25 protein-coding genes and 1 pseudogene are annotated in these 25,338 nt (G+C 67.0%); 9 read left to right on the top strand and 17 right to left on the bottom strand.

Annotation, left to right across the window (positions count from 1 at the left end; all coding sequences use genetic code 11):
- Positions 1 to 17 precede the first annotated feature (17 nt).
- The 8 genes from N1F91_RS10715 to N1F91_RS10680 all read right to left on the bottom strand — a co-directional run bounded on the left by N1F91_RS10715 (position 18) and on the right by N1F91_RS10680 (position 7,608).
- The gene (locus tag N1F91_RS10715; RefSeq protein WP_289992012.1) at positions 18 to 839 is read right to left on the bottom strand and encodes an ABC transporter ATP-binding protein; all 822 of its coding nucleotides are present in this window, start codon (positions 837 to 839) and stop codon (positions 18 to 20) included.
- Positions 839 to 1,624 carry an ABC transporter ATP-binding protein gene (locus N1F91_RS10710; RefSeq protein ID WP_289992010.1) on the bottom strand — a complete coding sequence of 262 codons (786 nt, stop codon included), beginning with the start codon at positions 1,622 to 1,624 and terminating at the stop codon, positions 839 to 841. The genes N1F91_RS10715 and N1F91_RS10710 overlap by 1 nt, the downstream gene beginning before the upstream one ends.
- A complete protein-coding gene (locus N1F91_RS10705; RefSeq protein ID WP_289992007.1) occupies positions 1,621 to 2,721 on the bottom strand; it encodes a branched-chain amino acid ABC transporter permease in 1,101 nt (366 codons plus the stop codon). The genes N1F91_RS10710 and N1F91_RS10705 overlap by 4 nt, the downstream gene beginning before the upstream one ends.
- 4 nt (positions 2,722 to 2,725) lie before the next feature.
- The gene (locus N1F91_RS10700; protein ID WP_289992006.1) at positions 2,726 to 3,601 is read right to left on the bottom strand and encodes a branched-chain amino acid ABC transporter permease; all 876 of its coding nucleotides are present in this window, start codon (positions 3,599 to 3,601) and stop codon (positions 2,726 to 2,728) included.
- Positions 3,602 to 3,697: 96 nt separating this feature from the next.
- A complete protein-coding gene (locus tag N1F91_RS10695) occupies positions 3,698 to 4,738 on the bottom strand; it encodes a zinc-binding dehydrogenase (protein ID WP_289992005.1) in 1,041 nt (346 codons plus the stop codon).
- 14 nt (positions 4,739 to 4,752) lie between these two features.
- Entirely contained in the window at positions 4,753 to 5,721 is a 969-nt protein-coding gene (locus tag N1F91_RS10690; protein WP_289992004.1) for an NADPH:quinone oxidoreductase family protein, read from the bottom strand.
- Positions 5,722 to 5,725: 4 nt separating this feature from the next.
- Complete coding sequence (locus N1F91_RS10685; protein WP_289992003.1) at positions 5,726 to 6,967, bottom strand: acyl-CoA dehydrogenase family protein; 1,242 nt, start codon at positions 6,965 to 6,967, stop codon at positions 5,726 to 5,728.
- Positions 6,964 to 7,608 (bottom strand): TetR/AcrR family transcriptional regulator, encoded by a 645-nt coding sequence (locus N1F91_RS10680; RefSeq protein ID WP_289992002.1) that lies wholly within the window; start codon positions 7,606 to 7,608, stop codon positions 6,964 to 6,966. The genes N1F91_RS10685 and N1F91_RS10680 overlap by 4 nt, the downstream gene beginning before the upstream one ends.
- A 145-nt stretch (positions 7,609 to 7,753) precedes the next feature.
- On the opposite strand from N1F91_RS10680, the gene N1F91_RS10675 reads away from it, so the two are divergent.
- The 4 genes from N1F91_RS10675 to N1F91_RS10660 are packed head-to-tail and all read left to right on the top strand — an operon-like array spanning position 7,754 to position 10,885.
- Positions 7,754 to 8,572: an SDR family oxidoreductase gene (locus tag N1F91_RS10675; RefSeq protein WP_289992001.1), complete on the top strand. Its 819-nt coding sequence runs from the start codon at positions 7,754 to 7,756 to the stop codon at positions 8,570 to 8,572.
- 10 nt (positions 8,573 to 8,582) lie between these two features.
- Entirely contained in the window at positions 8,583 to 9,074 is a 492-nt protein-coding gene (locus N1F91_RS10670) for a MaoC family dehydratase (RefSeq protein ID WP_289992000.1), read from the top strand.
- Positions 9,071 to 10,105, top strand: coding sequence for a phosphotransferase family protein (locus N1F91_RS10665; RefSeq protein WP_289991999.1), 1,035 nt, complete (start codon positions 9,071 to 9,073; stop codon positions 10,103 to 10,105). Before N1F91_RS10670 ends, N1F91_RS10665 begins: the two co-directional genes overlap by 4 nt.
- A gap of 3 nt (positions 10,106 to 10,108) precedes the next feature.
- A complete protein-coding gene (locus tag N1F91_RS10660; protein WP_289991998.1) occupies positions 10,109 to 10,885 on the top strand; it encodes an SDR family oxidoreductase in 777 nt (258 codons plus the stop codon).
- A 29-nt stretch (positions 10,886 to 10,914) separates the two neighbouring features.
- Here the strand turns inward: N1F91_RS10660 and N1F91_RS10655 are convergent, their stop codons facing one another.
- From N1F91_RS10655 to N1F91_RS10630, 6 genes and pseudogenes are all read right to left on the bottom strand, one after another.
- Entirely contained in the window at positions 10,915 to 11,703 is a 789-nt protein-coding gene (locus N1F91_RS10655; protein WP_289991997.1) for a GGDEF domain-containing protein, read from the bottom strand.
- 89 nt (positions 11,704 to 11,792) lie between these two features.
- A complete protein-coding gene (locus N1F91_RS10650) occupies positions 11,793 to 12,347 on the bottom strand; it encodes a sarcosine oxidase subunit gamma (RefSeq protein ID WP_289991996.1) in 555 nt (184 codons plus the stop codon).
- Positions 12,340 to 15,333: a sarcosine oxidase subunit alpha gene (locus N1F91_RS10645; protein WP_289991995.1), complete on the bottom strand. Its 2,994-nt coding sequence runs from the start codon at positions 15,331 to 15,333 to the stop codon at positions 12,340 to 12,342. The genes N1F91_RS10650 and N1F91_RS10645 overlap by 8 nt, the downstream gene beginning before the upstream one ends.
- 464 nt (positions 15,334 to 15,797) lie before the next feature.
- Positions 15,798 to 16,070 (bottom strand): annotated as a pseudogene (locus N1F91_RS10640) (sarcosine oxidase subunit delta); the annotation flags it as partial.
- A gap of 15 nt (positions 16,071 to 16,085) precedes the next feature.
- Complete coding sequence (locus N1F91_RS10635; RefSeq protein ID WP_289992212.1) at positions 16,086 to 16,511, bottom strand: hypothetical protein; 426 nt, start codon at positions 16,509 to 16,511, stop codon at positions 16,086 to 16,088.
- Positions 16,512 to 16,522: 11 nt separating this feature from the next.
- Positions 16,523 to 17,776 carry a sarcosine oxidase subunit beta gene (locus tag N1F91_RS10630; RefSeq protein ID WP_289991994.1) on the bottom strand — a complete coding sequence of 418 codons (1,254 nt, stop codon included), beginning with the start codon at positions 17,774 to 17,776 and terminating at the stop codon, positions 16,523 to 16,525.
- Positions 17,777 to 17,995: 219 nt separating this feature from the next.
- On the opposite strand from N1F91_RS10630, the gene N1F91_RS10625 reads away from it, so the two are divergent.
- The 5 genes from N1F91_RS10625 (at position 17,996) to N1F91_RS10605 (ending at position 22,066) form a co-directional block, all read left to right on the top strand.
- A complete protein-coding gene (locus tag N1F91_RS10625; RefSeq protein ID WP_289991993.1) occupies positions 17,996 to 18,391 on the top strand; it encodes an SET domain-containing protein-lysine N-methyltransferase in 396 nt (131 codons plus the stop codon).
- Positions 18,392 to 18,581: 190 nt separating this feature from the next.
- A complete protein-coding gene (locus tag N1F91_RS10620; protein WP_289991992.1) occupies positions 18,582 to 20,102 on the top strand; it encodes an ATP-binding protein in 1,521 nt (506 codons plus the stop codon).
- A gap of 97 nt (positions 20,103 to 20,199) precedes the next feature.
- A complete protein-coding gene (gene rpsU, locus N1F91_RS10615; protein ID WP_289991991.1) occupies positions 20,200 to 20,493 on the top strand; it encodes a 30S ribosomal protein S21 in 294 nt (97 codons plus the stop codon).
- A gap of 163 nt (positions 20,494 to 20,656) precedes the next feature.
- Positions 20,657 to 21,499 (top strand): tetratricopeptide repeat protein, encoded by an 843-nt coding sequence (locus N1F91_RS10610; protein WP_289991989.1) that lies wholly within the window; start codon positions 20,657 to 20,659, stop codon positions 21,497 to 21,499.
- Between the two features lie 90 nt (positions 21,500 to 21,589).
- On the top strand, positions 21,590 to 22,066 hold the full coding sequence (locus N1F91_RS10605) for a DUF992 domain-containing protein (RefSeq protein WP_289991988.1): 477 nt from the start codon (positions 21,590 to 21,592) through the stop codon (positions 22,064 to 22,066).
- Between the two features lie 115 nt (positions 22,067 to 22,181).
- On the opposite strand, the gene N1F91_RS10600 is transcribed toward N1F91_RS10605, so the two are convergent.
- From N1F91_RS10600 to N1F91_RS10590, 3 genes are read right to left on the bottom strand one after another with little or no spacing between them, the layout of a single operon-like run.
- Positions 22,182 to 23,582 (bottom strand): NAD(P)(+) transhydrogenase (Re/Si-specific) subunit beta, encoded by a 1,401-nt coding sequence (locus N1F91_RS10600; protein WP_289991985.1) that lies wholly within the window; start codon positions 23,580 to 23,582, stop codon positions 22,182 to 22,184.
- 1 nt (position 23,583) lies between these two features.
- Positions 23,584 to 24,003: an NAD(P) transhydrogenase subunit alpha gene (locus tag N1F91_RS10595; protein ID WP_289991984.1), complete on the bottom strand. Its 420-nt coding sequence runs from the start codon at positions 24,001 to 24,003 to the stop codon at positions 23,584 to 23,586.
- The gene (locus tag N1F91_RS10590) at positions 24,003 to 25,277 is read right to left on the bottom strand and encodes a Re/Si-specific NAD(P)(+) transhydrogenase subunit alpha (RefSeq protein WP_289991982.1); all 1,275 of its coding nucleotides are present in this window, start codon (positions 25,275 to 25,277) and stop codon (positions 24,003 to 24,005) included. The genes N1F91_RS10595 and N1F91_RS10590 overlap by 1 nt, the downstream gene beginning before the upstream one ends.
- Positions 25,278 to 25,338 lie beyond the last annotated feature (61 nt).

The raw sequence follows: 25,338 nt of genomic DNA, 5'->3' as shown, positions 1-25,338 counted from the left end.
TCCCTTGCCGTCGCCGGCTATCGCCAGGTCTTCTTCTGTTTCCAGCGCTTCTGGCCGCGCTGCGACTCCTCCGACTGGACCCCCAGGTAGAACTCCTGGATATCCTTCGATTGCAGCAGCCGTTTGGCGTCGTCGGCCATGACGATGCGGCCGAGTTCCATCACGTAGCCGTAGTCGGCCACCTCGAGCGCCACCTTGGCATTCTGCTCGACCAGCATCATGGTCACGCCCTGCTCGCGGTTGAGCCGGCGGATGATCTGGAAGATCTCCTTCACCAGCAGCGGCGAGAGGCCGAGGCTCGGCTCGTCGAGCAGCATCAGCTTCGGCCGCGCCATCAGCCCGCGCCCGATCGCCAGCATCTGCTGCTGGCCGCCCGACAGCGTGCCGGCGGCCTGCCGCCGCCGCTCCGCCAGAATGGGGAAGTAGGAGAACACCATCTCCTCGTCCTTGCGCACGCCATCGGCATCGTTGCGCACGAAGGCGCCCATGCGCAGGTTCTCCTCCACCGTCAGCAGCGGAAACACCTCGCGGCCCTCCGGCACGTGGACGATGCCCTTGCGCACCACCTTGTCGGGGGCAGCGCCGGCGATGTTCTCGCCGCCATACATGATCTGGCCCTTCTCCGGGTCCATGACGCCGGAGATGGTCTTCATCAACGTGGTCTTGCCCGCACCGTTGGCGCCGAGCACGGTGACGATCTGCCCTTCCCGCACTTCGAGGCTGCAGCCGCGGATCGCCATGATCGGGCCGTAGTAGCTCTCGAGGTTGCGGACCGAGAGCACGACAGCCTTCTCGGGCGCGGCGGCCGGACGGGCGGCGATGTCGGTGAGCGCGTTCATCAGGCGACCTCCCTTTCCTGCGCGTCGGACCCGCCGATATAGGCCTCAATGACCTTCGGATCGCTCTGCACCTCCTGCGCCGTGCCGAGCGACAGCACCTTGCCGTCGGCCAGCGCCAGCACCCGGTCCGACACAGCCGACACCAGGTGCATGTCGTGCTCCACCATCAGCACCGTCACGCCCATCTGCTTCTTGATGTCCTCGATCCAGAACGCGACGTCCTGCGTCTCCTCGACCGAAAGACCCGAGGCTGGTTCGTCCAGCAGCAGCAGGCGAGGCTCGATCGCCAGCGCTCGGCCCATCTCCACCACCTTGCGCACCCCGTAGGGCAGGCCGGCGATGTACTTGTCGCGGTAGGCCTGGAGTTCCAGGAAATCGATCACCTTCTCGACCGCGGCGCGGTGGCGGCGCTCCCCTTCCCGCACGCCCGGCGTGAACAGGAGTTCGGTGAGGAAGTTCGACTTGCGGTGGCGATGGCGCCCGACCAGCAGGTTCTGCAGCACCGTCGCCTGCTCGAACAGCTCGATGTTCTGGAAGGTGCGCGCGATGCCGAGCTTGGCGATGTCGTGCGGAGGATGCTTCAGCAGGCTTTCGCCGTCGAAGCGGATGTCGCCCTCGACCGGGTCGTAGATACGGCTGATGAGGTTGAACAGCGTCGACTTCCCCGCGCCGTTGGGGCCGACCAGCGCAAAGACCTCGCCCTCCTCCACCGAGAAGGACACCTTGTTGACGGCCACCACGCCGCCGAAGCGCAACGTGACATTGTCGATTTCGAGCAGGCTCATCGCATGCGCTCCGTCTTCAGGTAGCTCTTCTGGCGGCGGAACATGTCCTTCCGGTAGAATGGGAACAGTTCGAAATAGGTGCGTATCTTGAGCCAGCGCCCGTAGATGCCCATCGGCTCGAACAGGATGAACCCGATCAGGAGGGCGCCGAAGATCGCCGATTCGAGGCCCGGGATCGCCACAGTGCCGCCGCCGACGAAGCCGGAGACGAGGTCGCGCGAGATCGCGATGGCCTGCGGCAGCAGCGCCACCACGATCGCCCCGAAGAAGGCACCGTGGATCGACCCCAGCCCACCGATGACGATCATCAGGAGCAGCTGGATCGAGATGATGATGTTGAAGGTCTCGTTGTTGAAGATCCCGGCGAAGTGCCCCATCAGCGCTCCGGCGAGGCCGGTGATCGCGGTGGAGATGCCGAAGGACAGCGCCTTCGTGCGGGCAACGTTCACCCCCATCGCCTGCGCCGAGACCTCCGAGTCGCGCACCGCGGCGAATGCGCGGCCGAGCGGCGAGCGCAGGATGTTGCGATAGACGAGGATGATGACGACTGCCACGAACAGCACCAGCCAGTAGAAGCGGTCCGGCGTCGCATAGCGGTCGAACTGGAGGCCGAAGATGTCGATGGTCGGGGCAAACAGGCCCACCACGCCATTGGTCAGCGGCTCGGCGATCACGATCAGGTCGTCGGTCAGGATCGAGATCGCCAGCGTGCCGATGGCGAGGTAGATGCCGTGCAGCTTGGTCATCGGCATCGCGATCAATGCTCCCGCCAGACCTGCGATCACGCCGGCGAGCGGGAATGAAAGGAGGAAGGGTACGCCCAGCTTCTCCTGCAGCAGCACGTTGGCATAGCAGCCGATCGCCAGGAAGGCGGCGTGGCCGAGGCTCGCCTGGCCGGTCTGGCCGACCAGGATCATCAGTCCCATGCCGGCGATGGCCCAGATCAGCATGTTGGTCATCTCGCCGATCCAGAAGGTTCCCATCAGGAACGGCAGGCAGAGCGCAAGCACCAGCAGCAGCATGTACCAGGCAGCCTGCGCGCCGTGGCGGAAATAGTTGATGTCGGCGTCGTAGGAGGTCTTGAAGACTGTCCGCATGATCTCAGACCTTCTTCCGGTGAACCTGGGCAAGGATGCCGTGCGGCCTGAAGACGAGAATGAGGAAGAGCAACAGGTACGGCATGATCTGCGAGTAGCCGGCCGCGATGTAGTAGGATGCAAAGGGTTCGATCAGCCCGACGATAATGCCGCCGAGCAGGGCCCCTGGCAGCGAGCCGAAGCCGCCGATCACCGCCGCCGCGAAGGCCTTGATTCCGAGCAGGCCGATCGACGGGTCGATCGAGCCCTTGGAGGCGAACAGGATGCCCGCCACGGCTGCTACCGCGCCCGCCAAAGCCCAGATGAGCGAATGGATGCGCTTGACCGGGATGCCCATGTAGTAGGCGGCAAGCTGGTTCTGAGACGCCGCCTGCATGGCGACGCCGAGCTTCGTGCGGTTGAAGTAGAAGTAGAGCAGCACCGTGAGGAGGACGGTGACGACGATGATCGTCACCTCGTCCAGCCCGAGCACCAGCCCACCGAAACGCACGTCCTTGCCGGCGATCGGCGATTCCAGCGAGACCGGCTGGTGGCCCCAGATGACGCCGGCCGCGAAGCGCAGCACGAAACCGAGCGCGATCGTCAGGATGACGACGGCAACCTGGCTCTGGCCGAACATCCGGCGCAGGACCAGCATGTCGAGCAGATATCCGAAGGCACCCATGCAAAGGATGGCGATCGGCACCGACACCCAGAACGGCAGACCCCAGAACTGCTCGTTCGTGAGGCCGAGCGTGATGAAGGCGCCCAGCATCATGAAATCGCCCTGGGCGAAGTTCACAGCCTCCGTCGCCTTGTAGATCAGCACGAAGCCGAGCGCGATCAGGCCATAGACGCAGCCATTCGCGAGGCCGCTGACCAATAGTTGCAGAACGTCCAAGACGCTGCTCCTCCCATATCGGCGCGGTCTGTCGCCGCGCTTTCCTCCACACTACAGATGGGTTGCCTGTTCCCGCAAGCGAACCATCCGGTGACGTTACGGCCGTATGAACACCTTGCCGTTCGGCTTCGCGTGTTCGGCAGGCACCCTCGCGATCGCTTCCTCCAGCGGCACGATGGCATTGACGTCCGTCGCCCAGCGTCCATCTGCAAAGCGCATCTGCGCTTCGCGGATCGTGGCGATCTTGGTTTCGAGCGACGACTTCCGCATCCACTCGGTCAGCCAGAAACCCTCGATCCGCTTGCGCATGAAGATCAACTGGCCCGGTTCGGGGATCGGGGTCATGGCGGTGTCGAGCCGGCCATAGACGATCCAGCGCGCGCCCTTGGGCATCGCGTTGAAGATCTGGCCGGCAAGCGGGCCGGTCACGGCGTCGAGGAAGATGCGCGGCTGCTCGGCCCGCATCACCTCCTGCAGCCTGGCAGCGAAGTCCGGCGCCGTCTCGTTGAGCACGTGCGCCGCGCCTGCCTGCTTCAGCATCTCGATCTGGTCGTCGCGCCGCACGATGGCGATCGGCCGATAGCCCTCGTCCCGCGCGACGCCCATTATCAGCTTGCAGAGCTGGCTCGCCGCCGCCGTCAGCACGAAGGCCTTCTCCCCCTCTTCCTTGGCGATGCCGAACATGGCGAGTGCGGTGAGCGGATTGACGATCATGGCCGCCGCGTCGGCATCCTTCACCCCGTCCATGATGGGAATGCAGGCAGCCGCCTCGGAAATCGCGTACTCGGCCCACGAGCCCCAGTTGGAAAGCCCGGTGGCGAAGGCCACGCGCTGGCCGACGAGGCGCTGCGCCTCAGGACTGTCGCCCGCGGCCGCAACGATGCCGACGCCTTCGAAGCCGGCCGGTTGCCCCTTGCGCCGCGGCTGGCCGTATAGCCCCTTCACGAACATGACGTCGGACGGGTTGATCGAGGCGAGGCTGACCTTCACCAGCACCTGCGAAGGCCCCGGCTTCGGCACGCCGATCTCGCCCACATGCACGTAGGCTCCCATGGAATCGAGCCGGGCGTCCGACCGCTCGGTCGAATAGCCGTCGTCGGCGAGCAGCAGCGCCTTCATCGTCTCGGGGATGGTCAAGGCTGTCGTTCCCTTCATGGCTTCAGGATGATCTTGCCCGCTGAACCGCGGTTCAGTACCCGCGTCAGCACGGCTGCGGCATCCGCGAGCGGATATTCGCCCTCGATGACCGGCTTCACCTTTCCGGCCATGTACCAGCCGATCAGCTCGCGCATGTTGTCGGCATAGACGGCCGGCTCGCGCCGGGTGAAATCGCCCCAGAAAACGCCGACGACGCTGAAGCCCTTGACGAGCGCCAGGTTGACCGGGAATTTCGGGATCGTTCCGGATGCGAAGCCGATGACGAGCAGCCGCCCACCCCAGCCCATGGAGCGCGACAAAGCATCGAAGCTCTCGCCGCCGACCGGGTCGTAGCCGACGTCGACGCCCTTGCCACCCGTCGCCTCCTTCAGCGCATCCTTGAGGTTGTCGTAGCCGAGGACCTCGTCCGCACCGGCCTCGCTGGCGATGTCGCGCTTCTCCTTCGACGAGGCGACACCGATGACGCGGGCGCCCATCGCCTTGCCGATCTGGATCGCGGCCGTACCTGTGAGACCGCCCGCACCGAGCACGCAGAGCGTCTCGCCCGGCTTGATCTGCCCCCGCTGCTTGAGCGCGTAATGCGAGGTGCCGTAGCCGCAGAGCAGCGCACAGGCGTCAGCGGCCGTCACCCCATCGGGAAGCGGCATCACGCTGCCCTCGGGCGCCGCCACCATCTCGGCATAGCCGCCGAGATTGCCGAGCGCGGCGACGCGGTCGCCCACCTTGACCGAACGGACTTCGTCGCCGACGGCAATCACCCGGCCGGCCACTTCCATGCCCGGCACGAAGGGGACTGGCGGCTTCATCTGGTAGAGGCCCTGCACCAGCAGGCCATCGGGGAAATTGACCCCGATGGCTTCCGCCTGGATCACCACCATGCGCCCCTTCGCCTCCGGCTCGGGCCAGTCGGCATAGGCGAGGTTCTCGAGCGGACCGTAGTCGCGGGCGACGATCGCCTTCATGCGCTCATACCTTTTCCTGCGTGTACTTCTTCAGTTCCTGGCGCGCCACCTGGCGGCGATGCACGGCATCGGGACCGTCGGCGAACCGCAGCGTGCGCAGATGCGTCCAGCTGCGCGCCAGCGGCGTGTCCTGGCTGATGCCCTGGGCTCCGAACATCTGCACCGCCTCGTCGGTGACCTTGAGCGCCACCTGCGGCGCGACCACCTTGATCTGGCTGATCCAGGGCGCGGCGGCCTTGGCATCGCCCCGATCCATCATCCAGGCTGCCTTCAGGCACAGCAACCGCGCCATCTCGATTTCCATGCGGCAGTTGGCGATGATGTCGTAATTGGCGCCGAGCTTGGCCAGCGGCTGGCCGAAGGCCTCGCGGCGCATCGCCCGCTGGCACATCAGCTCCAGCGCCCGCTCGGCCTGGCCGACGGCGCGCATGCAGTGGTGGATGCGGCCGGGTCCGAGCCGACCCTGCGCGATCTCGAATCCTGCACCCTCGCGCAGGAGCAGGTTCTCGACCGGTACGCGCACGTTCTCGAAGCGCACATGCATGTGGCCGTGCGGTGCGTCGTCGTCGCCATAGACCTGCATGGCGCGCAGCATGGTGACGCCCGGCGTGCCGGCCGGCACGAGCACCATCGAATGGCGACGATGCTTGGGGTCGTCCTCGCCGCCGGTCTTCACCATGACGATGTAGATCTTGCAGCGCGGATCGCCGGCGCCGGAGGACCACCATTTCTCGCCGTTCATGACGTAATGGTCGCCGTCGCGCACGCAGGACATCGAAATGTTGGTGGCGTCGGAGGAGGCCACGTCCGGCTCCGTCATCAGGAAGGCCGAACGGATCTTGCCGTCCAGCAGTTGCGAGAGCCACTCGTCCTTCTGCGCCTGCGTGCCGTAGCGCTCGAAAACCTCCATGTTGCCGGTGTCGGGCGCGGAACAGTTGAACACCTCAGCCGCCAAGTGCGACTTGCCCATTTCCTCCGCGAGATAGGCGTATTCGACCGTCGTAAGGCCGTAGCCGCGTTCCGAATCCGTCAGCCAGAAGTTCCACAGGCCGCGTTCCCGCGCCTTCGCCTTGAGGCCCTCCAGGATGTCGGTCTGCTTTTGCGTATAGACGAAGCGGTCGCCCGCCTTGCCGATCTCGGCCAGGAACTCCTCGTCGAGCGGGATGATCTCCTCCCGCACCATCCGCGCCACTTTCTCGTGGATCGGCTTCAGGCGTTCGGTCATACCGAGGTTCATGTCCGTCATTTCAGCGTCCCTTGCTCCTTGCACAGCCCGCCCTGGGCGTAGTCGACGACCTGGTCGGCGATGGCTTCGATGTCCGCGCGTGTCTCGCCGGTCCGAGGCGAGTACCAGAAGATCGGCGAATTCAGCGTCATGAACATCAGCTGGCTCGCGATGCTCGGGCTGTCGAACCGGAAGGCGCCTTCCTCGCGCGCCTGCAGCAGCGTCTCCCGGAACTGCGCGCCATAGCGGTCGCGATAGGCGATCAGCTCGTTGAACACGGTGCGCTGTTCCGGCGTGGTCGCCCCGCGCAGATGCATCTCGACACCGAGCCAGACGGCGCGCTGGAACGGCTTGGTGTCGATCATCTGCAGCACATGGGCCTTGGCCATGCGACGCCAGCGCACGAGGGCCGGCCCTGCCATGCCGCGATAAGGCGCCAGCGCCTCGAAATTGATGTCCATGCCATAGCGAAACACTTCCGCGAACAGATCGGCCTTCGACGGAAAGTGGTGGTAGATGCGGCCCTTGGTTGCGCCCAGCCGCCGCGCGACGTCGTCGATCGAGGTCGCGGTATAGCCCCGCTCCATGAAACAGCTGGCCGCCGCGCGCAGGATGTCGATGCGCGAACTGTCGGCAACATGCTCCCTGACGCCCAGCGCCATGCTCGTTGAAACCTCCCGTCGTCGAGCCCGGCCTGTTTTTCCGGCTTTCGCCGTTTGGGCTCTTTACTGACAGGCCGATGATGAACATACTACCCGGTATGTTGTCAACGCGGCAGCGCAAAAAGGCCGCGGACGGGGAGGAACGATGTCTTATCTCGAGGATCTGTTTTCCGTTGCCGGCAAGACGGCACTGATCACCGGTGCGGCCAGCGGCATAGGCCTGATGGCTGCCGAGGCGCTGGTGAGGGCCGGCGCCAACGTGATGATCGCTTCGCGCCGCGGCGCCGAATGCGCGAAGATCGCAGCCGAGCTGAACGCGCTCGGAGCCGGCAGGGCCGACGGCTTCGCCGGCGACGTGTCGTCCGAGGCAGGCGTCTCGGCGCTGGCCGGCGAGGTCAAGGCGCGTACCGGCAGGCTTGACATCCTGATCAACAATGCCGGCCTCTCCTGGGGGGAACCGCTCGACACCTTCCCCTACAAGGCCTGGTCGCGCGTGCTCGACGTCAATGTCACCGGCCTGTTCCACCTGACGCGCGACCTGCTGCCGCTGCTCGACGCCGCCGGCACCCACGAGGACCCGGCCCGCATCATCAATCTCGGCTCTGTCATGGGCACCCAGCCGATCGCCGACGGCGCCTATTCCTACACGGCATCGAAGGCCGCAGTTCACCACCTGACGAAGACGCTCGCCGGCGAACTCGCCGGCCGGCACATCACCGTCAACGCCTTCGCGCCCGGCCCCTTCCAGAGCCGCATGACCGCGTTTGCCACCGGCACGGACGAGAAGGCCGCCAAGGTCGGCAGCCGCGTGCCGCTCGGCCGCATCGGCCGGCCGGATGACATCGCCGGCGCGACGCTCTATCTGTGCAGCCGTGCCGGCAGCTACGTCACGGGGGCGATCCTGCCGCTCGACGGCGGCCAGTCGGTGCAGCACGGCATGTCGCTGTTCAAGGACCTGGATTGACATCCACCCCATGGAAAACACGAAGCAGTCGATCACCACGGACGATCTCCTGGCGGCCGTCGGGACCGAGATAGGCGTCTCGCCCTGGCGCACCGTCAATCAGACGATGATCGACCGCTTCGCCGACGCGACCGACGATCACCAGTTCATCCACGTGGATCCCGATAGAGCCGCCCGCGAGACGCCTTTCGGCGGCACGATCGCGCATGGCTTTCTGTCGCTGTCGCTGCTCTCTACGCTGGCCTACGAGACCATTCCACCGCTCGAAGGCGCAACCGTCGGCATCAACTACGGCTTCGACGAAATCCGCTTCAAGGCGCCCGTCAAGTCCGGCGCCCGCGTGCGCGCCCGCTTCATGCTGGTCAAGGCAAACGTCCGGCCCTCGGGCTGGATCGAGGTGGCACACGACGTGACGATCGAGATCGAGGGCTCCAGGAAGCCCGCGCTCACCGCGCGCTGGCTCACGCTGACCCAGCTACCGCGTCAGGAGGAGACGTCATGAGCGATCCCAATGCGCTCGATCCAGCTGCGCTGGGCCCCTACCTCGAGGCGAACGTGCCCGGCTTCTGCGGCCTGCGCGCCATCGAGAAGTTCAAGTCCGGCCAGTCGAACCCGACTTACCGTCTGAGCGCCGGCAGCGGCGACTACGTGCTGCGCGCCAAGCCACCGGGCCAGCTCCTCAAATCCGCCCACCAGGTCGACCGCGAGTTCCGTGTCATCAAGGCGCTCGGAGCAACCGGATTTCCGGTACCGGAGGTGCTTCACCTGTCGGAGGAGGCCTCGCCGATCGGCCGCATGTTCTACGTCATGGCCTTCGTGGACGGCCGCATCCTGTGGGATCCGGCCCTGCCGGACGTGGCCGATCCGGCCGAGCGCGGCGCGATGTACGACGCGATGAATGCGACGCTGGCAGCGCTCCACTCGGTCGACGTCGAGGCGGCGGGCCTTGCCGACTACGGTCGGCCCGGCAACTATTTCGAGCGTCAGATCGGCCGCTGGGGCGGGCAGTACCGCGCCTCCGAGACCGGAACGGTTCCCGACATGGAAACCCTGATGGCATGGCTGGAGGCCAACCAGCCGCCTGACGACGGGATCGTCGGCCTGGTACACGGCGACTACCGGCTCGACAACATGATCTTCGCCAGGGACGAGGCGAAGGTCGTCGCCGTGCTCGACTGGGAGCTCTCGACGCTGGGGCATCCCTATTCCGACCTGGCCTACCAGTGCATGCAGTGGCGCCTGCCGCATGCCTCCGGCTTCCGCGGCCTGGGCGGCATCGACCGCAAGGCGATCGGCCTGCCGACCGAGGAGGAGTACGTCGCCGCCTACTGCCGTCGCCGCGGCATCGACGGCATAGGCGACTGGACCTTCTATCTCGCCTTCTCCTTCTTCCGCCTCGCCGCCATCTGCCAGGGCGTCTACAAGCGCGCGCTGGACGGCAACGCGTCCAACCCGGAGAAGGCCCGCACCTATGGCGAGGCGGTGAAACTGCTGGCCGGGCTCGCCGTCCGGCGCATCGAGACGGGGGAGTAGTCCATGGGACGGTTTTCGGATCAGGTCGTCATCATCACCGGCGCCTGCGGTGGCTTCGGCAGCCGCACGGCGGAGCGGATGGCCGCGGAAGGCGCGAGCCTCGTCCTGTCGGACATGGACCAGGCGCGCCTCGAACGCATGGCCGCCGGCCTGTCGGCACCCGTGGCGACGCTGGCCGGCGACGTATCGGACGAGGCCCTGTCGCGCGACCTCGTCGCGCTCGCAGTCGAGCGCTTCGGCAGGCTCGACATCGCCATCAACAACGCCGGCATCGCGCAGAGTTTCGTCAAGCTGGCGCAGCTCACGGCCGAGGAGGCCCGCCGCATCTTCGACATCGACCTTCTCGGCGTCTTCTTCGCCATGAAGCACCAGCTGCTGGCGATGGAGAGACAGTACAAGGCGGACGGCAAGGGCGGCACGATCGTCAATATCGCCTCGGTGGCGGGCCTCGCCGGCGCGCCGAAGCTGTCTGTCTACGCCGCCGCCAAGCACGGCGTCGTCGGGCTGACCCGGTCGGGTGCCGCGGAGTATGCCTCGCGCGGCATCCGCGTCAACGCGGTCTGTCCGTCCTTCGCCCGCACCGCCATGGTCGACGCCTTCGTCCAGATCTCCGGCCGGGGCGAGGCCGAGGCGCTCGACGAACTGACGCGCGGCGTGCCGATGAAGCGGGTGGCAGAAGTCGACGAGATCGTCGAAGCCATCCTCTTTGCCGCCGATCCGAAGAACTCCTTCATGAACGGCCACGCGCTCGCGGTGGATGGCGGCATAACGGCTCTTTGAGAGCTTGACGGCGAGCGGCGCCCGGGCCGTTACCCGGCGGCGACGTGGGGCGCGGGGTCAACTGCGGACTCCGCCGCCGCTATGACGACGCGGTTCCGGCCGGAGCGCTTTGCCTGGTAGAGCAGATCGTCGGCGATGCGATAGAGCTCGCTGAACGGCTTCGGAGCGTCGAAGAAGACGCAGCCGATGCTGGCCGTCAGCGGCCAAGGCGTGCCGTCTGGCCGGAAACGCACCGTCTCCACCGCCCTGCGGATCCGGCCGGCTATGGCACCCGCATCGCAAGGCCCCGCCAGGTACACGGCGAACTCCTCTCCTCCCAGGCGACCGACGGCGTCCTGGCTGCGGATGGCCGAGCGGATCGCCGAGGCCATCAGCCGCAGCGCCTCGTCGCCGTTGCCGTGCCCGAATCGATCGTTGATTCGCTTGAACTGGTCGGCGTCGATGACCATCAGCGCCCCCGCACGTCGATCCTCCGATACGCGCGCGTCGGCCAGGGTCGCCTCGACATGCGCCGCGAAGGCGCCGCGGTTGAGACAGGCCGTGAGCGAATCGGTCGTGGCAGCGGTCACGAGCCTGTGGTTGGCGATGGCGAGTTCCCGCAGTTTGAGCGACAGGTAAAAGAACAGCGGCCCGGCGAGCATGAGCGGGATGATGGTGCCGCTGAAGATCGCAAGGCCGAGCGCCGGCTGGCCGAGGTTGCGGAACAGGAGCCAGTTGGCGGTCTGTGCGAACAGGATGCAGCCGAAGGTGCCGAACGCTGTCCAGCGGGCGAGCGTTCGCCTTCTCCGCGGTGACATGTCCTTCAGCGTCGCCAGCACCGCATCCTCCGAACCCGAGGCGGCATATTAGCGAACGGTTATGAAGGACGCGTTAGTGGGATGCCGAAGATTGTCGGGATCGACAGAACTCAGCTGTCCCGCGCCGCCTCCTCCAGGAAATCCCACGCATAGTCCGAGAAGGAGCGCCAGACCTCGACGCGGAACGCCGTCTCGGCAGTCCTGAGCAGAACCACCTCGATCTTGCCGAGCACCGTGCGCGAGCAGGCGCCGACCGGAAAAGCGCGGAGCGAAAGATCCTGCGGACAGCCCGCGTTGAGGCAGGCTGCGGCTCCCGGGCCTTCGACGAGGATTGCCAGGTTGCGGTGGGACACGTCGACCGCAGAGTGAAGCGACGCCGCGCCGGCGCAGAGGGCTTCAAGGTCTGCTCCATCCTCGTCGATCACCAGCCATTCGTCTGGACCGAGCCAGAGCGCGCCGCGGCGCAGTCCATCCGAGGCGGCCGAACTCTTCGGCGCGGTCGGCAGCGTCACGTCCAGCGCGCGTGACAGCGAGGCCAGCGACAGGTCAGGCGCTCGCAGGACGAGCCGTGAGGCCGGCGCTGCGGCGGTCAGCGTCGCGCTGCCGGCCGACGCCTTGCGGCCGGCGTGCTTCTGCCGGCGAGCAGCGAGAGCGATCTCAGCCATGGAGCCTTTCTCCCTTCTGGTCGAAGAAGACGGTGTCGCAGACCTCGACCTCGATCGTCGTCGACGGCATCGGCACGAAAAGTGTCTGGCCCATCCGGGCGCGGCCACCCTCGATCACCGCGAGCGCGATCGAATGGCCGCAATTCTCCGACCAGTAGGAGGACGTGACGTGGCCGATCATCGTCATCGGAACCGGCTGCTTCGGGTCGGCGACGATCTGCGCCCCCTCCTCCAGCACGGTCTTCGGATCCTTCGTGCGCAATCCCACGAGTTGGCGGCGGCCGGGCGCCACGAGATCGGGACGCCTGAGCCCGCGGATGCCGACGAAGTCCGGCTTCCTCTTGCCCACCGCCCAGTCGAGACCCGCGTCGTCCGGCGTCACCGTCCCATCGGTGTCCTGGCCGACGATGATGTAGCCCTTCTCGGCACGCAGCACGTGCATGGCCTCGGTTCCGTAGGCGCAGGCGCCGTGCTTCCGGCCCTCGGCCCACAGCGCTTCCCAGACGGCTTCGCCGAAGTCGGCCGGCACGTTGACCTCGAAGCCGCGCTCGCCGGTGAACGACATGCGGAACAGCCGCGTCGGCACGCCGCAGATTTTTCCCTCGCGCACCGACATGTGCGGCATGGCGCCGTCCGACAGGTCGATACCCTCGACCAGCGGCGCGATGATGTCGCGCGACTTCGGGCCCTGCACCGCAATTACGGCCCACTGCTCGGAGGCGGAGGTCAGCCAGACCGAAAGGTCCGGGAACTCGGTCTGCAGGTAGTCCTCCATGTGGTTGAGGACCCGCGCCGCGCCGCCCGTCGTCGTCGTGACGTGGAACCGGTCATGCGCGAGCCGTCCCACCACGCCGTCGTCGTAGATGAAGCCATCCTCGCGCAGCATGATGCCGTAGCGGCAGCGGCCGGGTTCCAGCTTCTGCCAGGGATTGGTGTAGAGGAGTTCCATGAAGGCGGCGGCATCCGGGCCGACCACCTCGATCTTGCCGAGTGTCGAGGCATCGAACAGGCCGGCGGCCTGACGCACCGTGCGGCACTCGCGGTTCACCGCCGCGTGCATGTCCTCGCCAGCCTGCGGATAGTACCAGGCGCGCTTCCATTGCCCGACGTCCTCGAACACCGCTCCATGCCGTTCCTCCCAGCCATGGATCGGCGTCCTGCGCGTCGGATCGAACAGTTCGCCGCGCGCATGGTTGACGATCGCACCGTAGGTCACAGGCGTGTAGGGTGCTCGGAACGTCGTGAGACCGACCTCGGGAATGTCCTTGCCCAGCATCTCGGCCGCGATGGCGAGCCCGTGCAGGTTGGAGGTCTTGCCCTGGTCCGTCGCCATGCCGTTGGTGGTGAAGCGCTTGACGTGCTCGATCGAGCGCATGCCTTCCTTCACCGCCTGGCGGATGTCCTTCGCGGTAACGTCGTTCTGGAAATCGACGAAGGCCTTCACCTTCGTGCCCTTTCCGGCACCGGGGGCAGCGCCGACCATACCGGCCGACCAGCCCTCGCTGGCCTCCACCCTGATCGCAGGACGCGCGCCGCCGGAGCGGCCGGCGGCTTTCGCCGCGCGCTCGCCCGCCGCCACCGCCTCGCGGACCGCCGCAGCGAGATCGTCGGTGCCGTTGCACGATCCCACGCTTGCGCAGTCTTGCGCATAGGTGCCGGGAACGAAGCGCTGGGTGCCGGGCTCGAACGCCACCTTGCCGCGCGACTGCGAAAAGAGGTGCACGCTGGGCGTCCAGCCGGCCGACATCAGCAGCGCGTCCACGGGGATCAGTCGGCCGGTGCCCTCCCCGGTCTTGGGCTGCACCGTGATCGACTTGACCCGCAAGGAGCCACCCACGGACGTCACCGCCCGGCCGGGCAGCACCTCTATGCCGAGCCCCTTGGCTTCATCGATGGCGGGACCCGTGGGATTGTCGCGAAGGTCGACGATGACACGGACATCGACGCCTGCCTTCTTCAGGTCTATCGCGCCACGATAGGCGGATTCGTTGGCCGTGTAGACGCCGACCGTACGGCCCACCGAGACGCCGTAGTGGTTCAGGTAGGTCCGCGCCGCCGATGCGAGCATGATGCCCGGGCGGTCGTTGCCTGCGAACACCATGTGCCGCTCGATCGAGCCGGTGGCGAGGATGACCCGCTTCGCCCGCACCTGCCACAGGCGCTCGCGCGGCAGGTCGCCTGGCTCGGCCATATGCTCGGTCACGCGCTCGACGAGGCCGACGAAGTTCTGGGCGTAGTAACCGAAGGCGGTGGTGCGGGCGAGCAGCGTCACGCCGTCCATCTCCGACAACCGCCGCGCTACCGCCTGGGTCCAGTCCCAGCCGTCGAGCCCGTCGATCCGGGCGCCGCTCTCATAGCGCATGGCGCCGCCGAAGCCGGCCTGTTCGTCGCACAGGATGACGCGCGCGCCGCTTTCGGCGGCCGAGAGCGCGGCGGCGAGACCGGCGGCCCCCCCGCCGACCACCAGCACGTCGCAGTGGGCGAAGCGCGAGGAATAGTGGTCAGGGTCGGGCTTGTCGGGCGCCACGCCGAGGCCCGCCGCAGAGCGGATATTCGGCTCATAGAGCTTCGCCCACGCGGCCTTCGGCCACATGAACGTCTTGTAGTAGAAGCCGGCCGAGAAGAACGGCGAGGCGAGGTCGTTGACCGCACCGATGTCGAAGGCGAGCGAAGGCCAGCGGTTCTGCGACACAGCCGTCAGCCCGTCGTAGAGTTCCTGAACCGTGGCGCGCACGTTGGGCGTCCTGCGCGCGGCGTCGCGGTGGATGCCGACGAGCGCGTTCGGTTCCTCTGCCCCGGCCGAAAGAATGCCGCGCGGACGGTGGTACTTGAACGAGCGGCCGACGAGATGCACCCCGTTGGCCAGCAGCGCGGAGGCCAGCGTGTCGCCTTCGCGCCCGGCATGGGGCTCGCCGTCGAAGGTGAAGCGGACCGGTTTCGCACCGGCGAGACGCCCGGTGCCTGCGATACGATGCGTCTCGGCCATCAGGCCTCACCCTTCTTCACTGGAGCAGTGCGCGTCCGCTTCGGTGCCGGCTTGAGCTTGCCGGCCTCGTCCCGCTTCTCCGGCGCGAGGGCGTCGGACGGATTTTCCGCCTTCGCCGCCCCGGCAGCCTTCCTGGCCTTGCCGGCAGGCGCCTTTGCCGTCGGCTCCGCGGTTTTCGACGTCGCCGACGTCTTGCGTTGCGGCTTTTCCTCGACGACAGCCGAGGCGGCTTCCGGCATGGCGGCCGACTTGGCCCGACGTGCGGACCGCCTCGTCTCCTCGGATGCGGTCGCCGCGTCCGCGTCCGGCGTGGCAACGGTCGTGTCCTCGACGGCCGGCTGCGTTGTCGTCTTGCGGGGTGCTCTCGCGGGTGCGGCGGGCTTCGGCTGGGCAGCGACCACAGGCGTTGCAGGCTCGGCGACCAGCGGCTCGACTGCCGCCACCGCCTTGGCGAAGCGCGCCGGGTCGGGCTTCGGCTGGCCCGCTCTGTAGGTGGTGAAGAAGCGGTCGGTCACAGAATCGCGCACCGCGTTGAAAAAGCGACCGCAGCCATGCACGTGCCGCCAGCGTTCGTAGACGAGCCCCTTCGTATTGGTGCGAAGGTAGAGGAAGGCTTCGAAATCCTCATCGCTGGTTTCGGTGATGTTGGCCGAACGCGCGATGTGGGCCTCGCCGGCGTGCCTGAATTCGAGTTCCGGCCGTTCTTCGCCGCAATAGGGGCAGTGGATCAGGAGCATGGTCTTGTCCGCTCTTCAGAGTTCGCCATGGCCGAGACGGGTACCGGGCGGCTGGTCGCAGAGCCTCCGCGCAGTGGTGACATAGGGCGCGACGCGGCGGATGAGCTCTTCGATACTGTCGAAGGGCGCGAAGAGATCGCGAAAGCCGATATTCTGCACCGCCAGGTCGAAGGGATTCACCGACAGCAGCAGCCGGCGCGGTTGTGAGGTACCGCCACCAGGGGAATCCCCGTCATCCGGCTCTTCTTCGATGAACAGGGCTATCTTCTGGCCTCCCGCCCAGCCGCAGGCCAGCGTTCCGCGCTCGACGCTGAACGGCCACTCCGTCTCCCTCTCTTCACGTTCGATCGATTGCAGCCGCACGTCTTCCACCCGCGGCAGGTGGAAGAAATCCTGCTCGCCCGCCAGGACGAACGGGACGGCCAGCACGGCGTTGGTCATCGCCAGCACGGTCAATGCGCCACGGCGGCCGCAGCCGCCTCGTCGATCAGCCGCCCGGTGCGGAAGCGTTCCAGCGTGAAGGGAGCATTGATCGGGTGAGGCTCGTCGCGGGCGATCGTGTGGGCGAAGACGTTGCCCGAACCCGGCGTCGCCTTGAATCCCCCGGTGCCCCAGCCGCAGTTGACGTAGAGGCCCTTCACCGGCGTCTTGGCGAGGATCGGCGAGCGGTCCGGCGTCACGTCGACGATGCCGCCCCACGAGCGCAGCATCTTCATGCGCGTGAACACCGGGAACATCTCGCAGATGGCATCCAGCGTGTGGTTGATGATGTGCAGCCCGCCCGTCTGCGAGTAGGACGTGTACTGGTCGGTGCCGGCACCGATCACCAGTTCGCCCTTGTCGGACTGGGAGATGTAGGCATGCACGGTGTTCGACATCACCACGCAGGGGAAGCAGGGCTTCACCGGCTCCGATACCAGCGCCTGCAGCGGATAGCTCTCGAGCGGCATCCGCACGCCGGCCATGGCCATCAGCACCGAGGTGTGACCGGCGGCGACCACGCCCACCTTCTTCGCCCGGATCGGCCCGCGGCTCGTCTCGACGCCGGTGACGGCACCGTCGGGGCCGCGGTTGATGGCGGTGACTTCGCAGTTCTGGATGATGTGGACGCCGCGCGCCGAGGCGCCACGGGCATAGCCCCAGGCAACCGCGTCGTGCCGCGCCGTGCCGCCCCGCCGCTGCAGCGCCGCGCCGACCACGGGATAGCGCGCGTCCTTCGAGATGTTCAGCGGCGGGCAGAACGCCTTCGCCTGCTCCGGCGTCAGCCACTCGTTGTCGATGCCGTTCAGCCGGTTGGCATGGACGTGGCGCTTCAGCACCTGCACGTCGTGCACGTTGTGCGCCAGCATCATCACGCCCCGCGGGGAGTACATGACGTTGTAGTTGAGCTCCTGGGAAAGCCCTTCCCACAGCTTCACCGCATGCTCGTAGATGCCGGCGGACTCGTCGTAGAGATAGTTGGAGCGGATGATGGTGGTGTTGCGGCCGGTGTTGCCGCCGCCGAGCCAGCCCTTCTCCAGCACCGCCACGTTGGTGATGCCGTGCTCCTTGGCCAGATAGTAGGCGGTTGCCAGCCCGTGCCCGCCCGCGCCCACGATGATGGCGTCGTATTCGGCCTTCGGCTCCGGAGAAGACCACTGCTCCTCCCAGCCGGTGTGGCCGCGGAGCGCCTCTCGGGCGATGGCGAAAACGGAATACTTGCGCATCAGCGGGAAGCCTCGCGTCCTGTTCGTGCGGCCGTAACCATTGAGACGGCGGGTGTAGCACTAGCCAAATCCCGATGCCACCCTTGCGCTGTTTGCGACGGGCGATGGCGGTTTGCGACGTCACCCCCGCGACATCGGGGACGACTGCCGAATCCATCTTGAAAACGCCACGGGGTTGGAGAATGGCTTGTCCATAATCGAGACCATGGAGTGAGGTCGATGCTGTTGGTGAATACCTTCGTCGGTGCGAGCGCGATCGAGGGCGTCGGCGTCTTCGCGGCCGATCCGATCCCCCGGGGCACCCTGATCTGGCGGCTGGAGCCGGACTTCGACCGGCTCATCCCCGTCGAGAAGTATGAGACCGCCGAGCCGCGGCTCAAGGACTTCCTCGACCGCTACGCCTATCCGAGCCCCGACAAGCCGGGCTTCATCGTCTACGAGGTCGACAACGGCCGCTTCATGAACCACTCTGACGACCCGAATACGGACTTCTCCGACGCAGGCGGCGCCACGACGATCCGCGACATCGCGGCGGGCGAGGAACTCACCTGCAACTATGCCGACTTCTACCCGCAGTTCGAGCTGATGCCGACGGCCGAGGCGGCGAAGCGCTGAGCGGCTGGACCGGTCCTGCCGCCCGCAGCGCCGTTCGGCATGGCGGCCAAATTGCCTGTGAATCGCGCTCCGGACGGGGCGCGATATCCGGCTGCGGGTGCTATCCACCGTCCCGGTCGGACCGCCCCGCCACGGCGGAATCGGGCGAAAGGAACGTTGCGATGACCGCGCGGACGGTCAGGGAAACGGAATGAAGATCGCGATCGACATGGGGCTGGACGGCGCGGGCAAGCCGGCCACGATGGACCTCGAGGAACTGCTGGCCACCCGCCTGCTCGTGCAGGGCAATTCGGGTTCCGGCAAGTCGCATCTGCTGCGGCGCCTGCTCGAGCAGAGCGCGCCCTGGGTGCAGCAGTGCATCATCGATCCCGAGGGCGATTTCGTCACGCTGGCCGACCGTTTCGGCCACCTGGTGGTCGACGCCACCCGCACCGAGGCCGAACTGACCCGCATCGCCGCCCGCGTCCGGCAGCACCGCGTGTCGGTGGTGCTGAACCTCGAAGGCCTCGATTCGGAGCAGCAGATGCGCGCCGCCGCGGCCTTTCTGGGCGGCATGTTCGATGCCGAGCGCGACCACTGGTACCCCGTGCTTGTCGTGGTCGACGAGGCGCAGCTCTTCGCGCCGGCCGCCGCCGGCGAGGTGGCCGACGATGCGCGCAAGCTGTCGCTCGGTGCCATGACCAACCTGATGTGCCGCGGCCGCAAGCGGGGGCTGGCCGGCGTCATCGCCACCCAGAGGCTTGCCAAGCTCGCCAAGAACGTCGCCGCAGAAGCCTCCAACTTCCTGATGGGCCGCACCTTCCTCGACATCGACATGGCGCGCGCAGCCGATCTGCTCGGCATGGACCGGCGCCAGGCAGAGATGTTCCGCGATCTGGCGCGCGGCCGGTTCGTGGCGCTCGGCCCCGCCGTGTCGCGACGCCCCCTGCCCATCGAGATCGGTACGGTCGAGACCGCCGCCCGGTCCACCAGCCCGAAGCTGATGCCCCTGCCCGACACCGCGCCGGAGGCCGCTGCCGACCTGATCTTCACACCCGGCCCCGAGGAACTGCGCGCCCCGCCGCGGCGGCCCGCGCCTCCCCAGCCCACGCCCACCGCCGACATCCTGGCGCAGCTCACCGCGTCCAGGCCGCAGCTTCAGCCGCAGCCGGTGAAGGCGGAGGAGGCCCTGCCCGAAGTGGATATGGCCGAGCGCGAGCGGCTGCTCTCCGCTGTCATGCGCGAGATCCTCGAGGACCCGGACGCCGCCTACCGCTCCGACGCCGTGCTCTACCAGGATTTCCTGGTGCGCTGCCGTATTCGCCGCGTCCCGGGCGAGCCGCTGCCTTTGCGCGCCTTCCGCCGCGGACTGGCCGTCGCCCGCGCCGGGCTCGACGGCGAGCCGGAGGATGGCTCCGCATGGCAGACGGCACTGGAACTCTCGAAATCGCTGCCGGACGATCTCCAGGGCGTCTTCCTGCTGGTGGCCCGCGCCGCCATCGAGCGCGCGCCCTGCCCGCCGGACGCGGTGATCGCCCGCGCCTATGGCACGCACTCGGCGCGCCGAGCCCGCAAGCTCCTGAGCTTCTTCGAGGAACGCGAGCTATTGGTGATGCGCACCGATTTCCACGGAAAGCGGATCGCCGCCTTTCCGGACCTCGACTGCGAGACGCTCGCGGGCGACCCGGATGCCGCAGATACGGGGTCGGATCTGCCTCACGCCGCGGAATAGAACAGCTCTGCTGGCTGCGGTTTTGGCGATGGACAAACCCGGCTGATTCTGCTATTTCGCGCCCACTCGCGGCAAGCCGGCCGCGTGCGGATGCCCCTTGGCCGGGCGCTGCAGCAATTTTCGACCGACAAACCGAATTGGATCGACAGGAACACCCGTGCAGGTACTCGTCCGCGACAACAACGTAGACCAGGCGCTTCGCGCACTGAAGAAGAAAATGCAGCGCGAAGGCATCTTCCGCGAAATGAAGATGCGCGGTCACTATGAGAAGCCCTCGGAGAAGCGCGCCCGCGAGAAGGCTGAGGCCGTGCGCCGCGCCCGCAAGCTCGCACGCAAGCGCGCCCAGCGCGAAGGCCTCGTTGCAGGCCCGCGTCCGGCTCCGGCACGCTGAGACCGGTCAAGCTTTCGACTTTTTCGGGCGATACCGAAGGTGGCGCGATGCGAATCGCCGCCACCTTTTCTATTTTGGCCACGGCTTCACCGCGGCCGGGTTTCGATGCGACGGGGGAACTCGCGCGGCGAGCGGATCGGGAAACAAGATCGAGATGGATGGAATGAAGAGCAACAACACGGCTTCGCGACGCGTCTTCGCGGCTGCCGCGCTGCTGGGCGCAGGCCTCCTCCTGTCGGGGTGCCAGACCGCGTCCGGGCCCGCCGCACAGATCGCGTCGATCGATACCGCGCAGGGGTCCGCCGAAAACATCGCATCGCTGACCGCCGTCATCGACCGCGCGCCGAGCGACCCCAATGCCTACAACGTCCGCGGCTCTGCCTTCGGCAAGGCCGGGCGCTACCCGGAAGCGATCCAGGATTTCGACACGGCGATCCGGCTCAACCCCAACTTCTACCAGGCCTATGCGAATCGCGCGCTGATCTGGCGCTTCTCCGGCGACAACGCGAAATCGCTGCAGGACTATAATCGCGCACTGCAGCTCAACTCGAGCTATGACGCCGCCTATATAGGCCGTGGCAATCTCTATCGCCTCGCAGGCCGCCCAGCCGAAGCGTTCGCGGATTTCGAGCGGGCGATCAAGCTCGACACGACGGACCCGCGTGCCTACCACAACCGGGGGCTGCTCTATCAGGCGCAAGGCCAGCACAGCTTTGCTCTCGAAGATTTCTCGACCGCGATATCGATGGCTCCCGACGCTGCCGAACCCTACAACGGACGCGGCGTCTCCTACCTCGCCCTCGGCGATGAGGAAAATGCCTTCGCCGACTTCAACACCGCCATCAAGCTCGACGAATCGAACGCGGAGGGCTGGGCAAACCAGGCGCTGATCTATGAAAAGCGGGGCGAGAAGGCCCGCGCACGACGCTCCTACGAGCAGTCGCTGAAGCTCGACCCCAATTACGGACCGGCCATGTCCGGTCTGGAACGGACGCGCAGCGGCTGACCGGCGCCACGTCGCCGGTATCTCGCCACAGCATCGGAACCTTTCGAACGGGCCGGCCATTCAAGGAGCGACTCGCAGGAGGTTCAAACAATGAATTCACGTACGCTTTTCGCCGCTGCTGCCCTTTTCAGTCTTCCCTTCCATGCACAGGCGCAGGAGGGCGTCGAGCTTGGCCTCCTCGACTGCCTGGTCGAGGGCGGCGCCGGCTTCATCGTGGGGTCGAGCAAGGACGTGAGTTGCACCTACGATCCGGCCGATGACGCGCTGCCGGTCGAGCAATATTTCGGCAACATCTCGAAATTCGGTCTCGACGTCGGCGTCACCGGTGCCTCCGTCATGCAGTGGCTCGTGCTCGCGCCGACGGCCGACATTTATGCACCAGGCGCGCTCGCCGGTGACTATGTCGGCGCCAGCGCGCAGGCCACGGCCGGCGTCGGCGTCGGTGCCAACCTGCTGGTCGGCGGCTCCGACCAGAGCTTCACGCTGCAGCCGCTCAGCGTCCAGGCGCAGACCGGCCTGAACCTCGCAGTCGGCGTAAGCCGGTTCGAGCTCCGTTCGGCGCAGTAGGCGGTAGCCGGCCACTGCACTTTCCGGTGCCGGCGCAAAATGAAACACGCCGCCGCGGTACTCCCGGGGCGGCGTTTTCGTAACGACGAGGCGTCCTGGCGCAGACGGATCCGGCCTAGTGGTCCATCGCCTTGACGATCTCCTCGGTCATCTTCTTGGCGTCGCCGAGCAGCATCATCGTGCCGTCCTTGTAGAACAGCGTGTTGTCGATGCCGGCATAGCCCGAGCCGAGCGAGCGCTTGACGAAGAGGCAGGTGCGCGCCTTGTCGACGTCCAGGATCGGCATGCCGTAGATCGGCGAGGACTTGTCGTCGCGGGCCGACGGGTTGGTCACGTCGTTGGCGCCGATGACGTAGGCGACGTCGGCCTGCGCGAACTCCGAGTTGATGTCCTCGAGCTCGAAGACCTCGTCGTAGGGCACATTGGCTTCGGCCAGAAGCACGTTCATGTGGCCGGGCATGCGGCCAGCGACGGGATGGATCGCGTACTTCACCTCGACGCCGTTGGCCTTGAGCTTGTCGGCCAGTTCGCGCAGCGCATGCTGCGCCTGCGCCACCGCCATGCCGTAGCCCGGCACGATGATCACCTTCTGCGCGTTCATCATCAGGTAGGCCGCGTCGTCGGCCGCGCCCGTCTTGACGGTACGCTGGACGCCGTCGTCGCCGGCAGCTGCGGCGGTTTCACCGCCGAAACCGCCGAGAATGACGGAGATGAAGGAGCGGTTCATGCCCCTGCACATGATGTAGGACAGGATCGCGCCCGACGAGCCGACCAGCGCGCCGGTGATGATCAGCGCCAGATTGCCGAGCGTGAAGCCCAGCGCCGCCGCGGCCCAGCCGGAATAGGAGTTGAGCATCGAAACGACGACCGGCATGTCGGCGCCGCCGATCGGGATGATGAGCAGCACGCCCAGAGCCAGCGAGGCGACCACGATCAGCCAGAACACCGCATAGCTCTCGGTCATGACCAGCATGACGATGAGCACAATCAGCGCGAGGCCGAGCGCGGCGTTGATGAAGTGCCGCCCGCCGATCATGATCGGCTTGCCGGACATGCGGCCGTCGAGCTTCAGGAAGGCGATGACCGAGCCCGTGAAGGTGATCGCGCCGATGGCGACGCCGAGGCTCATCTCGACCAGGGCCTGGCCATGGATGTCGCCGATCGTTCCGATGCCGAAGCTCTCCGGAGCATACATCGCCGCAGCGGCGACCATGACGGCCGCGAGGCCGACGAGCGAGTGGAAGGCGGCCACGAGCTGCGGCATCGACGTCATGGCGATGCGACGCGCGGTGACCGCGCCGACGCCGCCGCCGATGGCGAGGCCGAGCACGATCAGCGCAAAGCCGCCCATCGAAGGCTTGGCCAGCGCCAGCGTGGTGACGATGGCAATGCCCATGCCCACCATGCCGTACAGATTGCCCTGTCGGCTGGTCGTCGGATGCGACAGCCCGCGCAGCGCCATGATGAACAGCACGCCGGAGACGAGGTAGAGGAAGGAGGCGAAGTCGGCGTTCACGTCACTTCTCCTTCTTCTTGTACATGGCCAGCATGCGCTGGGTGACGAGGAAGCCGCCGAAGATGTTGACCGAGGCCAGCACCAGCGCCACGAAACCGAAGCCCGTGGCGAGCCCCGAGGCCGAGATGCCGACCGCGAGCAGCGCCCCCACCACGATGACCGACGAGATGGCGTTGGTGACGGCCATCAACGGCGTGTGCAGGGCGGGCGTGACCGACCACACCACGTAGTAGCCGACGAAGATTGCCAGCACGAAGATCGCGAAGCGGAAGACGAAAGGATCGATCGCCCCGCCGGAGGCCGCATGCGCAGCCGCACCAGCGGCGTCGGCGGCGTCCTGCACCTGGCCCAGCGCCAGCCTTGCCGCGGCCGATGCCTGGTCGAGCTGGTCGAGAGCCTGTTCGAGAGCCGTCTTTTCCATCAAACCTCTCCCTCGGGCTTGGCCTTCGCCTCGGCCCGCTTTGCAGGGGCCCTGGCCGGAGCTTTCTTCTTCGGCGCCTCGCCCATGGCGGCAGCCGTCATGTCCGGGTCCGGGGCAGCTTCGGCGACGGCCGCCGGCTCCACCGGCACGGACGCGAAGTTGGGATGCACGATCGCGCCACCGTGGGTCAGCATCGTCGCCTTGACGAGTTCGTCCTCGGCGTTGATCGAAAGCGTTCCGGTCGACTTGTCGACCAGCGTCTCGAGGAAAGCCTGAAGGTTGCGCGCGTAGAGCAGCGACGCCGACGCGGAGATCCGGCCCGGAACGTTCAGATGGCCGAGGATCTTCACGTCGTTGGCGGTCGTGACCACCTCGCCCGCGACGGCACCCTCGACGTTTCCGCCGCGCTCGACCGCGAGGTCGACGATGACCGATCCGGGCCGCATCGACTTGACCATGTCCGCCGATACCAGCCGCGGCGCCGGACGGCCCGGGATCAGCGCGGTGGTGATGACGATGTCCTGCTTGGCGATGTGCTCGGCGACGAGAGCCGACTGCGCCTTCTTCTCGTCGTCCGTGAGTTCGCGCGCATAGCCGCCGCTGCCCGAGGCATCTTTCAGTGCCTCGGTCATGATGAACTTGGCGCCGAGCGAGGCGACCTGCTCTCCGGCCGCTGCGCGCACGTCGGTTGCGGTGACGACCGCACCCATGCGTCGCGCGGTGGCGATGGCCTGAAGCCCTGCGACGCCCGCGCCCATGACAAAGACTTTGGCCGCGGGGACGGTGCCGGCCGCCGTCATCATCATCGGCAGCGCGCGGTCATAGGCTGCGGCTGCGTCGATGACGGCCTGATAGCCGGCGAGATTCGCCTGGCTGGACAGCACGTCCATGACCTGGGCGCGCGTGATGCGCGGCATGAACTCCATCGCGAAAGCGGTGACACCCGCCCGCGCCATGGCGGCGACGGAACTCTCGCTGCCATAGGGATCCATCGTCGCGATGACGGCGGCGCCGGACTTGTAGCCCTTCAGCTCCGCATCGCTCGGACGGCGGACGCGCAGCACGATGTCGGCCCGGCCGGCATCCGAAGCCGCGCCCAGACTGGCCCCGACCTTGGTATACTCCTCGTCGGTGATGCGCGAGGCGCGGCCGGCACCTGCCTCCACCACCACGTCGAGACCCAGCGCCTTGATGCGCTTGACCGTATCGGGCGAGGCCGCGACCCGCGGCTCCCCATGACCCGTCTCGTTCGGTACGAAAACTGTCTGACCCACCGCCTGCTCCTCTCCGGTTGGACCCTTGCCTCTCCCCCCGCGGAGGGGAGGACCGGCCGGC

Origin of the sequence: Aquibium sp. ELW1220, from assembly GCF_030398385.1 — a bacterium.
Classification (GTDB): Bacteria; Pseudomonadota; Alphaproteobacteria; order Rhizobiales; family Rhizobiaceae; genus Aquibium.
The sequence above is the reverse complement of the archived record's forward strand: the minus strand, read 5'-3'. Positions and strand labels throughout refer to the sequence as shown.